The organism is Corallococcus silvisoli, from assembly GCF_009909145.1.
Lineage (GTDB): Bacteria > Myxococcota > Myxococcia > Myxococcales > Myxococcaceae > Corallococcus > Corallococcus silvisoli.
On sequence record NZ_JAAAPJ010000003.1, the window covers coordinates 477,962 to 492,031 of the forward strand.

10 protein-coding genes and 1 pseudogene are annotated in these 14,070 nt (G+C 69.1%); 7 read left to right on the top strand and 4 right to left on the bottom strand.

Annotated features, from left to right (window positions below; genetic code table 11):
- Positions 1 to 33: 33 nt before the first annotated feature.
- Positions 34 to 255, bottom strand: coding sequence for a hypothetical protein (locus GTY96_RS08350; RefSeq protein ID WP_161664410.1), 222 nt, complete (start codon positions 253 to 255; stop codon positions 34 to 36).
- A gap of 124 nt (positions 256 to 379) precedes the next feature.
- On the opposite strand from GTY96_RS08350, the pseudogene GTY96_RS08355 reads away from it, so the two are divergent.
- Positions 380 to 592 (top strand): annotated as a pseudogene (locus tag GTY96_RS08355) (LysR family transcriptional regulator); the annotation flags it as partial.
- A 253-nt stretch (positions 593 to 845) separates the two neighbouring features.
- On the opposite strand, the gene GTY96_RS08360 reads toward GTY96_RS08355, so the two are convergent.
- Both GTY96_RS08360 and GTY96_RS08365 read right to left on the bottom strand, forming a co-directional pair.
- The gene (locus tag GTY96_RS08360; protein WP_161664411.1) at positions 846 to 1,112 is read right to left on the bottom strand and encodes a hypothetical protein; all 267 of its coding nucleotides are present in this window, start codon (positions 1,110 to 1,112) and stop codon (positions 846 to 848) included.
- 338 nt (positions 1,113 to 1,450) lie between these two features.
- Positions 1,451 to 1,825 carry a hypothetical protein gene (locus tag GTY96_RS08365; RefSeq protein ID WP_143899567.1) on the bottom strand — a complete coding sequence of 125 codons (375 nt, stop codon included), beginning with the start codon at positions 1,823 to 1,825 and terminating at the stop codon, positions 1,451 to 1,453.
- A gap of 602 nt (positions 1,826 to 2,427) precedes the next feature.
- Between GTY96_RS08365 and GTY96_RS08370 the strand changes: the two genes are divergently transcribed.
- From GTY96_RS08370 to GTY96_RS08380, 3 genes are all read left to right on the top strand, one after another.
- Complete coding sequence (locus GTY96_RS08370) at positions 2,428 to 5,931, top strand: eCIS core domain-containing protein (RefSeq protein ID WP_161664412.1); 3,504 nt, start codon at positions 2,428 to 2,430, stop codon at positions 5,929 to 5,931.
- Between the two features lie 9 nt (positions 5,932 to 5,940).
- Complete coding sequence (locus GTY96_RS08375) at positions 5,941 to 6,672, top strand: hypothetical protein (protein WP_143899569.1); 732 nt, start codon at positions 5,941 to 5,943, stop codon at positions 6,670 to 6,672.
- Positions 6,673 to 6,861: 189 nt separating this feature from the next.
- On the top strand, positions 6,862 to 8,958 hold the full coding sequence (locus GTY96_RS08380; RefSeq protein ID WP_161664413.1) for an eCIS core domain-containing protein: 2,097 nt from the start codon (positions 6,862 to 6,864) through the stop codon (positions 8,956 to 8,958).
- A gap of 19 nt (positions 8,959 to 8,977) precedes the next feature.
- On the opposite strand, the gene GTY96_RS08385 is transcribed toward GTY96_RS08380, so the two are convergent.
- On the bottom strand, positions 8,978 to 9,640 hold the full coding sequence (locus GTY96_RS08385; protein WP_143899571.1) for a hypothetical protein: 663 nt from the start codon (positions 9,638 to 9,640) through the stop codon (positions 8,978 to 8,980).
- Between the two features lie 406 nt (positions 9,641 to 10,046).
- Here GTY96_RS08385 and GTY96_RS08390 point away from each other — a divergent pair, with 406 nt between their 5' ends.
- Genes GTY96_RS08390 through GTY96_RS08400 form a run of 3 tightly spaced genes read left to right on the top strand, consistent with a single transcriptional unit; the run spans position 10,047 to position 12,892 of the window.
- Complete coding sequence (locus tag GTY96_RS08390; protein WP_161664414.1) at positions 10,047 to 11,603, top strand: phage tail sheath family protein; 1,557 nt, start codon at positions 10,047 to 10,049, stop codon at positions 11,601 to 11,603.
- Positions 11,604 to 11,618: 15 nt separating this feature from the next.
- Positions 11,619 to 12,146: a phage tail protein gene (locus tag GTY96_RS08395; RefSeq protein ID WP_161664415.1), complete on the top strand. Its 528-nt coding sequence runs from the start codon at positions 11,619 to 11,621 to the stop codon at positions 12,144 to 12,146.
- A 14-nt stretch (positions 12,147 to 12,160) separates the two neighbouring features.
- Positions 12,161 to 12,892 (top strand): T4 family baseplate hub assembly chaperone, encoded by a 732-nt coding sequence (locus tag GTY96_RS08400; RefSeq protein ID WP_161664416.1) that lies wholly within the window; start codon positions 12,161 to 12,163, stop codon positions 12,890 to 12,892.
- Positions 12,893 to 14,070 lie beyond the last annotated feature (1,178 nt).

Genomic DNA, 14,070 nt, shown 5'->3' on the forward strand with positions numbered 1-14,070 from the left:
GACCGCCGAGCCGCAGGCCGCTCCGACCTGAGTTCAGCAGTCCGCGCCGAGGTGCGCCTTGGCGACCATGCGGGCCGCTTCGTTCTGGATTTCGTCCAGCCGCCGGACGAGGTCCCGGTCCAGGAACTGGCGCTCTTCGAGCACCGCATCGACGTCGCTCCAGGCTTCGCGGGCGTTGTCGTACCTGTCGTCCTCCCAGCTCTTGATGATGTCGTTGGCCCGCGCGGTCAGCTCCGCGTGCTCTTCGTCGGTCATGTGAACCTCGTGGGGGGGTTGGGTCGTGTCTGTGCCGTCCCGGAGCAGGCTCCGGGTTTCGCGCTGATGAACAGAAGTCAGGCTCCTGGCCGGCCGAGAATCGAGCGTGTAGCTTCTCTGAACGATGGCGATTACTTCGCTCAATTCTCTAAACGCCTTCGTCGCGGTGGCACGCAGGTTGAGTTACGCGCGAGCGTCGAAGGACCTTGGCGTCTCGACCTCCGCGCTCAGTCAATCGGTGCGTCAGCTCGAAGCCCGTATCGGCATTCCGCTGCTCACGCGTACATCGCGCAGCATGGCTCTCACGAAGGCCGGGCAGCGGCTGCTCGAGAATGCGGACCGGCGTTGAACCAGACGTTGGAGCCGATCGGGCGTGAGCAACTTCCATCCCGACCGCGTGATGGACCTGATCGTCCACGATAAGATCTGTACCGTGCCAGTTTTCACGCGGCCCAGAAGTCCCGGCAGCACGTCGACGCCGCCATTCGCTGGGGGCTGGGGCACGCTGCCCAGAACGCCGTCCGCAAGGCCGACTGCCCCGCCGAGGGCTTCTGGCTACGCGATTTGTTAGAGAACTCCTGGCGACCTACTTAGCAACTCGACGCACTTCCATTGTAGTCATAGTAACGACCGCGCACGCCACTAGACTCCGAGCTGCCGTCGCAGTTGCAGATTTCGCGTCCCACCTCCACTGTCTTCCCGATGTCGCTGTACCAGTAACGAGTCCAGGACATCGAGCCGTCGCACGTGTAGATGATGCCCTGCTCCTGGGTTCCCAGCTCCCTGGCGGTGGAGGACTCATCGGAGGGAGCTCCTCCACAGGCGGAGACGAACAGGGCCGCAATACTCGCAAACACGACGCGATTCATTGACATGGCTTTCCCTCGCTCAGCGGACGCGCGAAGGCGCATCCGCAGGCCTGAGGATCTCCCGGCAGCCCTCAGGAATGCAAATCACCACATCAACCACAAACATCCAATCCCAGCGAAACCGCGCTCGACCGCTGCGCTGGAGCACCCGTCCGCTCCGGCGCAGGACCTGCTATTCGCGGAACAGCTCGAGGTCCGACGGCCCCACGCCCCGCGGGATCTTCCATGAGATTGGCGATGCGCTTGCAGTGGCGAGGGCCCTATCCCGGGACACGCGACTCTGGCGCGTGGCACTGACTTCATGCCGCCGCGATGGCGGATGCGGACTACTCGGCCCTGACCCTGAAGCAAGCCTCGCTGATGCCCTGGAGGTGGTCGACCCCGCACTTGTTGTACTTGACGCCCATCGCGTCCAGCTCCGCTTCGGAGGCGGACTTGCAGGCCGGAATGTCGTTCACACAGTCAGCGAAGTCCTCGAGCATCTTCTTTTCGCTGTCCGAGCAGCGCTCCATGGCTGATTCACAGAGCTTCTCCTGCGCGTCCGTGTATTCGCCCGTGTCATCGGGATCTTCCTGCACGAAGCCACAGGCCTTGGCCTGGCTCGTCACCTTGTTGACCCCATCCTTTATCTTCTCGCACACGCTGCTACCGCAAGCCGTCAGTGAAGCCATTGCCGCCAGGCCGATCAGGACCTTCTTCATGATGGGTTCTCCCCCTCGAGACGAGGTGTAGGTGTTTTTCGGCGGGGCGCATCCCAACGGACCATTCCAGTGAGTTCAAGGAAATCCCGCCCTTGGGAATCCAATCCCAAAGACAGGACGAAGCTCGGCCTTGCGTGCATTGGCTTTGAACAACGGATGCACGAATGCGGACTGTCAAGGACCCAGGATGGCGGACGCCGTGGAACACGACGGGACCGCCATCAAGCTTCGGCTCCCCGGCGGCAAACGCTTTCGTGCGCATGACACTTCGCACATGAGCCCACGTGGGCTCTCTTCATCGCGGAAGACAATGGTGTAGTCTGTCATTCCAGACACACGGTCAACGAGGGCAGCATATGAGAGCCCCTCCGCAACACCGGGCCGCTTCCCACGGCATTCGTCCGGAGTCGTCGCCTTCGGGGGAAGGCGCATCGTCGACACACCGCCCGATCCTGGGTCCCTCCGCCATGGGGAGGGCCCCGGCGCGTCCGCCTGCCTTCGACTTCAGCCGACTTCCGCTCCATCCCCCACTCCAGGCCAGGCGCGCGGTCAGTGAACCCGGAGATGCCTCGGAGCAGGAGGCGGACCGATTCGCGGATGAGGTGACAGCGCCCGCGACTCCCGCGACGGATGCCGCTGGCGCGGCGCCCGCGATCCGCGCCCTGCCCGAGGCGTCCACCGCGACTCCCGAGCTCCTCGCATCCGAGGAGCCCGTGCCCTTCACCACCGGCGAGGCCCCGCGCGACATGCGGGACGCCCCTGACGGTGGGAGCCCTCCCTCGGTGGACCGCAAGGCGGAAGCCTCAGCCCCGGCGAACGGCGGCCTTCCCCAGGGAATGACGTCGCGGTTGGCGGCCTCGCGAGGCATGGGGACTCCGCTGCCTTCGCCCGTGCGCACGTTCTTCGAGCCCCGGCTCGGCTACGACCTGGGGCCGGTGCGCGTCCACACCACGACCACCGCCGCGCGGATGAGCCGACAGCTCGACGCGCAGGCCTTTACCCATGGACGGGACGTCTATTTCGGGTCCGGCCACTACAACCCCTCCTCCTCATCCGGAAGGTGGTTGCTCGCGCACGAGCTGGCTCACGTCGTCCAGCAGGGACACGGCACCTCGGGCTCCGTCCGGCTCCACCGCAAGGGCAAGGAGGGGGACCCGACCCCGGGGGAACACAGATATCGCTTCAACATCAAGGTCAGGCGGGTGCTCCCACGCGACGAGGCGGCCGTGGTCGTCCTCCAGCAGGTGTTCTCCGTCAGCGAGAACCGAGCGAGAGAGCTCCTGCAGTTCATGAAGGATCAGAACATCCAGAACCTGAACTACCCGGGCTTCCGCGCCGAGGACGTGAAGGCTGGGAAGCAACTCGCGTCCTTCGATGTCGGCGCCTACGAGGCGCTCTCCGCGCACCTTGGCCGTGGCACCTCGGGACAAGGAGACGCGTCGAAATCGAAGCAAGGCGCCCAGGGTTCGGGCGGCGGAGAAAAGAAGCCTCCTCCCCTGCCCCCCGCGTTGAAGGGCAAGGTCAACGCGGAGACCGACCGGCGCTACTGGGAGCGCACGGGCGACACGCCGGGCAAGCCGATCGGGAAGTCCCCCAAGGACCAGGACCAGGCGGATCTCTGGAAGAACATCCAGCAGGAGGTCCTGGCCCAGCTCGAAGCGCTCCGGGGCCTCGCGCCGGACGCGCAGGAGCTGATGGGCGGCGCGACCTCCTTCCAGCTCAAGGACCTGGAACAACTCCAGCGCATCGCCAAGAAGGTGGAGCAGATGTCGCCCGAGGACCGGATGCTGTTCCGGCTCATCGCGAAGCAGCTGACGGGCGACCTGAATCGCTTCGAGCAGTCCGTCGACGTGTTCCTCGGCGCTCGCGACAAGTACCGCGCGGACCTGGAGGCGCTGGCGAAGCAGCAACAGGCCGCGCGCGGAGGCGAGCCCTCCCTTCAGGAGCAGATGGAAGCGGCGTGGAAGGACTTCGACACGGCGGGGTTCGGCACGCTCGGCGAGCAAGGCAAGCAGGACCTGGCGCGCGCTCGCGCGGCGAAGCTCCGGAACATCCAACTCCAGTACATGGTCGAGCATCCCGGCGAGACCGGCGCGGGCATGGTCAAAGGGCTGTCTCCCGTGGAGATGGCGAAGGGCGTGGCCGAGGACGTCCGCGTCGCGCGGGACCCGAACAAGAGCGGCTTTGCCCGCTGGGCCGCGGGCTTCGGCGCGGGCAGCAAGACCCTTGGCTGGGCCGCCGGTGTCGCGGGCGTCCTGTATGTCGCCCTGCTGTTCGTGCCCGGGGTGAACGTCGTGCAGCTGGCGACCACCGCGCTCGTCGCGGGTGTGGCGGCCCTGGTGATGGCCGGCGTGGAAGCCGAGCTGAGCATCCAGGCCGCTGGCGAATCCACGACGGTGGAGGACTTCAAGGAGCAGACGCAGCGCGCGGCCACCGCGCAGACGAACGTCATCGTCGGCGCGGCGCTCATCGCCCTCGGACTGGCGCTCAAGCTGTCCATGCGCATCCGCCTGCCGGGCCGCTACCAGAACGTGGGGCACGCGCTGCGCATGGCGCGGGAGGCCCTGGCGAAGCAGGTGGGCATCACCACGAAGTTCGGTCAAATCCAGATGGAGCTGCTCGCCCAGCTGCGTGAGGAGGGCAAGGGCCTGCCCCAAGCCCTGACGGAGCTGAACAAGGGCGTCTCCACCACGCGCACGGCCATCCAGGCGATGACGGGCGATGAGCTGCTCAATCGCATCATCGCCAACGACGCGGCCCTCAAGGACCTCATCGACGCGCACCCCGACCTCGTCGAGACGGCGAAGCAAGCCCAGGCTGTCGCGAAGACCCACGGCGGCCAGAACGTCCCGGAGACCGTGCGCGAGAACCTGCTGCGCTCGCTCACGGACGCCGAGACCCAGACGAAGGCCCACGCGGACCGCTTCGAGGCGGAGCTGAAGACAGCCACGGACGCCATCCAGAAGGCCCTCACTCCCGAGGAGCTGAAGGCCGCGCTGGACGCGGCCGAGAAGCGCTTCGGACAGGAGGAACTCCAGAAGGCGGTCCAAGCCGCGCATGAGAAGTCGCTCAAGCAGCGCGTGGAAGAAGAGCGCTACCGGGGCATGACGGAGAAGGACCTCCAGGCCACCGCGGACGCGGACCCCAAGGCCAAGGCCGAGCTGGACCGGCGGGCGGAGGTGAAGACGCAGGCGGAGAACTCCCGCGTGGGCCAGAAGGTGGGCGCGGACATCGCCGCCCGGCTCACGCCCGACGTGCTGGGCGCGCTGTACGCGCTGGACGATGCGTCGCTCCAGGCGCTCGCCGGAGCCACCTTGGAGGAGTTGGGGCACGTGGCCCGCGCCGTGCGCCGCATCAACGCGGAGCTGGTGAACAAGCTGGTGGCGGGGGCGGGCCGGAGCGCCGCGGTGGGCCTGGGCAAGTTCCTGGAGGCCCATCCCTCCTGGCGGCTCAATGCCGCGGAAGCCCTCTGCAAGATGCTCACCGAGGGAGCCACCAACCCCGTCGTGGCAAGGCTCGCCGCCAAGCTGATGGTCCATGCGGACATGCCAGGCATGGAGAACTGGGCCGTCCTCACCAGCCGCCAGCTCAAGTCCCCCGTCAACCTGATGGAGATGGAGGTCAGCCTGGACGATGCCATCCGGCAGTCCGCCACCCACCCCGGCAAGACAGAGATGGAGATCTATTACTACGAGGGCAAGAAGCTCACGTACGAGGAGATGAACGCGACGCGCCAGTCGTCGACGTTCGACAAGAACAAGCTCAAGAACATCGACGTGGAGACGCCGCTGGAGCGGCGTGAGTGGAAGCGGGTGCGGGAGGCCATCACCAACGACTCGAAGCTGACGACCCAGGTGAAGGAGGCCCGCCTCAAGTTCAAGGACGCCGAACTGCCGCGCGGCTCGGGAGGAAAGCTGAATGTCGGCATCGTCGACTACAGCACCTTCCTCGATTCGTCCTACACTCCAGCGAAGGTCCAGCAGGTGTTGAAGCAATGGCTGGCCCAGGACGCCTTCGCCATGCAGTTCATGGACAGGCTCGAGGTCCGCTTCGTGGACGCGAACGGAGCCCCCCACGAGTTCATCATCGACGTGCCACTGCCATAGGTCATGCGAATGGGTACGGGTTTCATCGAGACGTATCAGTCCTCCGACGAGGACTGCGAGCTGCTCTCGGTCCTGTGGGAAGGACTCGCGGGCCAGGACGCGCTGTGGCGCAAGCTCCTGGAAGTGCTCGAGGTGTTGGGCCAGTTGGAGCCCGTGCTCGGCACGGTGTCCGGGACGCAGAAGGTCGTCCTCGCCCCTGCCCAGGCGCGACTGGAGGACCTGCGCTCCGAACAGTGGCCCATCGCGCTCGGAGGCCAGCTCCGCGAGCGCTCCCTCACGGGGCTGGAGCGCCGCTATCACCAAGCGCTCGCGAGCGGCATGGAGGAAGTGTTGCCCGACGGGTGGCCCCTTTCCGTGGAGGCCTTCCTCTTTCTTCCTCCCGGGGTGGACCGGGTCGAGGTCATCCGCTTCGACCTCCCCGAGCTGCTGGAGATGGGCCCCCTGCCCTTGCGCCCCGCCCCCGCGCCCTCGGATGACGGCTATACGCGCTGGCAGACGCAGTCCGAGCCGGGCAGGGAGGAGACGCCGCTGTTCCTGGATGTGACAGGAGAGCTGAGCGAGCACGCACGGGCCATCACGCTGCGAGTCTGCTCGCGGCTGGACTTCTTCCGACCCGTACGCTTTGGCGGCGAACCCAACGGGTCCCACGCGCTGCGCAACCTCCGCCATCTCCACGCGGTGATGTCGGACCTGGCCCAGCGGACCTCCGGCCGGGTCGTCCCACGAGAACCGCTCGACTGACGCCACGTCCCCGCGCCCGGACGATTCGAAAGAAAGTCTCGCGTTGGGTACGCTGTCCGGTAGCGCTGGCTCAAGGGGGGCTCTCCGATGGCGATGTTCAACCGGGCAGCACGTGCGTCCGCGGTCTCCGCTCCGGCTCCGAACTCCGCGTCGCGTCCTCCCGTGCTCGTGCCCCAACCGAGCCCACTGATGGCTCCCCCTGAGCTGGCCGTCGTGGACTGGAGCGCCGCCCGGCCGCGCACCCCGTCCGCGGCCTCTCCGGGAGCGCCGGCGGACGCAGGCACACCCCAGCCCGCCTCTTCCGCGGCCCGCTTCGACTTCGCCCACCTCCCCCTCCTGCCTCCGGCTCCGCGCGTCCACGACGCGCGGAGCCGCATGCCGACCGGGACGCTGCGCCCCATGCCAGGAGGCTCGACGACGAGGCCGCTGGGCAACATGCGAGCCCTCAGCGCGCCCACCGTCGCCCGGGCCCTGCCCGCGGGAGCCGTCATTCCGGCCTCCGTGGCGGCGACGGTGGGCGCCTTCGGCACGAACCTGCTCCGGGCCGCGCTCACGCCCCACCCTGCCGTCGCGCGCCCCATGACACCGCAGGGCGCGTCGCTTTCGCTCTCGCGGATTCAGGGAGGCGCCCCCATCCCCGCCCAGGTCCGGGCCCCCTTCGAGCAGTCCTTTGGCTATGACTTGTCACCCGTCCGCCTGCACACGGGGCCCACCGCGCGGCGGGCCGCGGCGGCCGTCGGCGCGGCGGCCTTCACGCTGGGCGACCACATCGTCCTCGGAGGGGGCCTCGATGTAACGAGCGGGCCGGGCAGGCACGTCCTCGGTCACGAGCTCGCCCATGCGCTCCAGGCGCGGCGCGGCGGTGGCGCCGGGCGGATCAGCGATCCCTCGTGGCCTTCCGAGCGCGAGGCCGAGCACGCGGCCCGCGCGGCGCTCGCGTCCCGGCCCTTCGAAATCACCGTGGGCGCGGGGGACGACCTGCACCGGATCGCGCCCTGGCTCATCCTGGCCGGCATCGGACTGGTCGCGGGGGTCGTCACCTGGGCCCTCTCGGACAGCCCCGAGGAGAACCAGCGACGGCACGCCGCCGGCGAGGAGGATGCCTCGCGAAGCCTCTGGACGCTCGTGCCCATCTACGGCTCGGTCCAACAGATTCGCGAGGCGGAGTCGTACTTCCAGCGGGTGCTTGGCACCGGCTTCCTGATGCTCGACTTCGCCACGCTCGGCTCCGCGGGCGTGGCGGGCCGGGCCCTCCTGCGCGCTCCCGCCGCCCTCGTCCGCACCGCGGTGGCCCGCCGCGCGGCGGGCACGCTGGCCATCCGGGAAGGCGGAGAAATCGTCTCGGAGGCCATGGCTCGCGAGACCACCGAGGCCTTCGCCCGCGAAGGAGGCGCGCTCTTCGCCAGCCAGGCCGCCGCGTCGGCCGAGATGCTTCGGGCGCTGCAACGCGGCGCCATGGTCGTCGTCACCGAGGGCGGTTTGAACCACGCCGCCATCTATGCCCGCAACGCCGCGGGCCAGGTGTTGCGCATCCACGGCGGCCCGCTGAAGGTCCTGTTCGAGGAGGCCCCCAGGGCCCTGTCATCCCAGATGGCGGACGGCATGGCCCGCCGGGTCAACGCCTACGTGGTGCTGGAGGCCGCGGAAGCCACTGTCAGCATCGAGCAAGCCGTCGCGACGGCGCAGCGCAGCTGGCCCGCGGTGCTGCGCTTTCTTGGAGGCAATCCCACCAGCTGCGGCATCGTGCAGGGTGCGGTGCTCGAAGCCTCGGGGCTGTCCGCGGCGACTCTGGGACGCCTCCTCCCCGCGGGCGGGGCCTCCGCCCGCCTCCTGCCCATCACCATCCTCGATCAGATGGCGGGGAGCGGAGCCTTGCGGTTCGTGGAAGGCGGAATGGCGCGCATCATCGGAGGCACCGCCATCCAAGGCGCCGTGTTGGGAATGGGCGGTGGGGCGGGCATCATCAGCTCCACCTTGATGCGGCTGACGGTCAACGCCGTCACGCCGGAAACGGCCGCCGCCCCCACGCCCCCTTCACGCAGCAGGCCCGAGGCTTCGGCCCGGACGGTGCCCCGCACCCCGGAGAGCGACGCCGCCGCCCGGAGCATCATCGCGCGGTGGGGCAGCGTGCTCGTGGGCCCCGCGAGCATGGTGAGCGCGTCGCTCCCGGAGATGATTCCGGGCTGGACCATCAGCAGCGACGAGTTCAGGCAGGCGGTCATCGCCTCACTGATCGCGCAGGGCATGGCCGCCGGCACCGCCAGGGCCATCATCCGCGGGGCCTGACACCTCCCGCACCACGGTGTCAGCGTGACGGATCGCCACCGGAATCGCCCAGGGCCTCCGCCCGGCGTCTCACGCGCTCCGCGTGCTCCTGGCGAAGCACGCAGACCTGACAGACCCCCACGATGAGCAGCAGTCCCCAGGTGGACTTCGGCGCGCGCGTCGCCCCCAGCGCGAGCACCGCGAACGCCAGGAGCCACGGCGCCCACATCGCCTCTCCATCCCGATACCGCACATACACCCTCGCCGGCAGCACCAGGAGCACACACGGCACGAGGAAGAGCAGCCACTCCCCGGGCGGCCGGCGCAGCATGAACCCGAAGGAGAGCGCCGCGAAACACACCCACTCCCCGAGGACGAGCCCCGTCCGGCGCGCGAGCATCCTCCGCTCGGGAGCGGGCAACCTCCGTGGCGAGGAAGCCCCCGCACCCAGGGCGTCCAGCAGCCGCGCCCTGCGCCCCAAGGCCTGCACCGTGACGCCCCCCACCCCCAGCACCCCGACGCCCACCATGGCGAGCAGGTCCACGGGCGTTGGGGCACGCGCACCCGGCTCGAGCCGCGCCGCACGCGGCCCCTCGGGGCGCGCGGAGGTCCTGTCGAGCCTGTCGGCGACGACATGCGCCATCAGCGCCGCCAGGGTGACGAAGAGACCGAGGATGATGGGGACCTCACGCGGGGCGGCCATCGCCCCAGTGCATGAAGCCCACGGCCTGCTGTCAAGCCGCCTGGTGGATTTCAATCCCGATGTCTGGGATTGGGTTGCTCCCACCAACCCACGACATCTCACGTCACCCAGCGTGAACAATATCGGACCCAGGGAATGACTTTCCGTTGGGTTTCTGGCAGACTGTCTTCACGGTGTTCTTGGGAGCCTGCCTTTGAAGGCTCCTGGAGATGTCTGGGGGGGAAGCTCGTTTCACGCGCCAGGACTCACTGTATCGGCATTTGTTGCCACCCTCCCCACACAGACGGATGTGACGAAGGCGTACGGGGTGCCCCGTGAACACGGGCGCGCGACGTGCGCTGGAAGGGCTCTTGCCTCGCGGGACCGGGGGCGGAGCTGGCGAACTCGCGGACGGAGGAGTCATCCCATGCCGGCAGCTCTCAGTTATCCGGGCGTCTATGTCGAAGAGATTCCCAGTGGAGTCCGCACCATCACCGGGGTGCCCACGTCGGTGACTGCCTTCGTCGGGCGCGCGCAGCGCGGACCGGTGAATGAGCCCGTGGTCTGCAACGGCTACGGCGACTATGAGCGCACCTTCGGAAGCCTGTGGTTGGCCAGCTCCATGAGCTACGCCGTCCGCGACTTCTTCCTCAACGGAGGCGGGCAGGCCATCATCGTCCGTCTGGACAATGGGGGTCACACCACGGAGTTGACCCTGTCCACGACCGGTGGAGACCTGACCCTGGCCGCGGGCAATCCTGGCGCCTGGGGTAACAATCTTCGCGTGGTGGTGGATTACAACACCCGGAAGACAGGCACCGCGAGCATCGACGACCTGCTCTTCAACCTGACCGTCACCGACAACGGGACGCGCGCGACGGAGAAGTTCATCAACCTCTCCATCGACGCGGCCAGTCCCCGCTACTACCCCACCGTGCTCGCGCAGGGCTCCGCCCTGATCCGGGTGAAGACGCTGCCCGCCACGCCCGCGCGCCCCGCGGCCTCCACGCTCGACCCCCAGGGCCGGCCGGTGCCCACCGCGCCCACGGCCGCCCAGGAGGGCACCGACGGCAACGCGCTGACGCGCGCCCAGTTCACCACCGGCGCGAACCTGCGCACCAACAAGCAGGGCCTGTACGCGCTGGAGAAGGTGGATGTCTTCAACCTGCTGTGCCTGCCGCCCCACGCGCTCGACGGCGACATCGAGGCGGACCTGGCGACCGACGCGGCGGCCTACTGCGAGGAGCGGCGCGCCATCTTCGTCGCGGATCCTCCGGTGGGCTGGGACAGCGTGGCCCACGCGGTCAGCGGCTTCGCCGCCAGCAGCCTGCGCAGCAAGAACGCCGCGCTCTACTTCCCCCGGCTGGTGCAGTCCAATCCCCTGCGGGAGAACCAGCTGGAGGTCTTCGCCCCCTGCGGCGCGGTGGCGGGGGTCATCGCGCGCACGGACACGCAGCGCGGCGTCTGGAAGGCGCCCGCGGGCCTGGACTCGCTGCTCACCGGCGTGCCCAAGCTGAGCGTGCCGCTCACCGACCCGGAGAATGGCCAGCTCAACCCGCTGGGCATCAACTGCCTGCGTTCGCTGCCGGCCGCGGGCCGCGTGGTGTGGGGCGCCCGCACCACCCGAGGCAATGACCTGCTCGCCGACGAGTGGAAGTACCTGCCGGTGCGCCGGCTGGCGCTCTACATCGAGGAGAGCCTGTACCGGGGCGTCCAGTGGGTGGTCTTCGAGCCCAACGACGAGCCGCTCTGGGCGCAGATCCGCCTCAACGTCGGCGCCTTCATGCAGAACCTCTTCCGGCAGGGCGCCTTCCAAGGCCAGACGCCGCGCGATGCGTACTTCGTCAAGTGCGACAAGGAAACCACCACGCAGAACGACATCAACCTGGGCGTGGTCAACATCGTCGTGGGCTTCGCGCCGCTCAAGCCGGCCGAGTTCGTGGTGCTCAAGCTCCAGCAGATGGCCGGACAGGTCGCGGCGTAAAGGAGAAGCGTTCCCATGGCTCAGTTCAGCGTCAACGCGCAGCGTTTCGACCCGTACAAGAACTTCAAGTTCCGCGTGAAGTGGGACGGCCGTTATGTCGCGGGCATCAGCAAGGTGGGCGCGCTCAAGCGCACCACCGAGGTCGTCAAGCACCGCGAGGGCGGCGACCCCAGCAGCAGCCGCAAGTCGCCGGGCCGCAGCGAGTACGAGGCCCTCACCCTGGAGCGCGGCGTCACCCACGACACCGAGTTCGAGCGGTGGGCCAACAAGGTGTGGAACTACGGCTCCGGCCTGGGCTCCGAGGTGTCCCTCAAGGACTTCCGCAAGGACATCATCCTCGAGGTCTACAACGAGGCCGGACAGCTGGCGATCTCCTACAAGCTCTTCCGGTGCTGGGTGTCCGAGTACCAGGCCATGCCGGACCTGGACGCGAACGCCAACGCCGTGGCCATCCAGACCCTCAAGCTGGAGAACGAGGGTTGGGAGCGCGACTACGACATCAACGAGCCCACCGAGCCCAGCTACAACGAGCCCAACCCCTGATGCGCTGAGGGTCCATGCGCTCGCTGACCGCTCCAGAGCTGCTGGGTGCGTGGGAGGCGGGCCACCCGCACTCCGGGCCCGGGCGCGCGCTCGCGCTGCTGTGCGCCGCGTGGCCGGAGCGAAGCCCGGGAGAGCTGGCGCGGCTCCCGGTGGGGCTTCGGGACTCGCTGCTGCTCGCCGTGCGGGAGCAGACCTTCGGCGCCGAGGTCGTGGGGTTGGTGCCGTGTCCTGCCTGCGGTGAGCAGGTGGAGCTGGCCTTCCAGGTGAGCGACATCCGGGTGGCCTCCGGTGCGCCTGTCCCGGAGGTGCTGGGCGTTGAATGCGAGGGGCATGCGGTGCGCTTCCGCCTGCCTGACAGCCGGGACCTCGCGGCGTTGGAGGCGGGGCCCGAGGGAGATGGGCCAAGGCGGGTGCTGGCGAGGTGCGTGGTCGAGGCACGCCGGGAGGGTGTGGACGTGGAGACGGGGGAGCTGCCAGCGGCGGTGGTGCGGGCCATCGAGGAAGCGATGGAGGCCGCGGATCCGCAGGCACGGGTGGAGCTGTCCACGCAGTGTCCTGCCTGTGCGCATGCGTGGGCGGCCGCGTTCGACATCGCCGAGTTCTTCTGGAGGGAAGTGGAGACGTGGGCGCAACGCACCCTGCGGGAGGTGCACACGCTGGCGAGCCTGTACGGATGGTCCGAGGAGCACATCCTCGTGATGAGCCCGTGGAAGCGGCAGCGCTACCTGGAGCTGGCGGGGACATGAGCGACTACTTGAGCCATCTGGTGGCACGGCACCATCGCCCCGGTGAGGGTGTCCGTCCGCGCGCCGGCTCCTACTTCGCCCCCGAGTCGCGCCCCGTGGATCACCGTGAGGCGCCGCGCCCGGGCCTCGACGCGGGCATTGAGGCGCGAGAGCCCGCGACGAGGACCGTCTCCGGGCCGGCGCGCGCATCGCGCGAGGCATGGAACGCGGTGGGCCGGGCGCTCGTCGAGCCCTCGGCGCGGGCCGACACCCTGGGCGTCCCTGGGAGGACCTCACCACAACCCCAGGTGGCGTTGTCGGGCGCTGACGCCCCGCCCTTCGCGAGCACCCACGACGCGCTCCGCCCGCGGTCAGACACGTCGCGGGAGCTGGCTCCGGGAGACAGCGCGCACCCAGCGTCCGAGCGGAGCTCCGGCGTGCTCCCATCCAGCATCGAGCCCTCGACGCAGGGGGGTGGGCCGCGATCGCTCCGCGCCCGGTCCAAGGAACCCACCGGACGGATTGCGGCCGGCCTCCATTCCGAGACGCTCCCCCAGCGACTGTCGCCCACCGCCTTCCGCGAGCCCGAGCCGCTTTCGCGTGACGCGAACTCCGCGCAGCCCACCGGCCTGCTCTCGCATGACGCGAACCCCGCACAGCCTGCCGGGGTGCATTCGCGTGACGCGGATGCCGCGCAGCCCACCGGCCTGCTTTCGCGTGACGCGAACTCCGCGCGGCCCACCGGGAGGCCCGCGACCGGCACCAACCCCGCGCGGCCCACCCGTCTGCCTTCGCCCGACGAACGCGCCGAGCACCGCACCGGGCCCGATTCGACTGACACGCATCCAGGGCGCGTTCCGGGCACGCCCGGTCACTCCGCCCGCCTCGAGCCATCCCACCGGAGCGAAGCGACCTCCTGGGGACCCATGACACACGAGGCCGGCCGCCTTCTCGAAGCGCTCCCGCCCAACGCAACGGAGCGAACGGGCCGCGTCGCGCCTGGGGCGAGTCAGCACAGCGCGACGTCCAGCTCCCGCTCCCCCCTGGCGGAGCTGGCCCGCGAGCTGAGCGCATCCATCACGCGCCCACGGGACACCGCCGGTCTCTCCGGACGAAACCCGAGCCTCCCTGTCATCGCGCCCTCGGGTTCGCGAGCGACGCCCCCGAGCGACGACAGCGCCCCCGATGAGCCCCGCGCC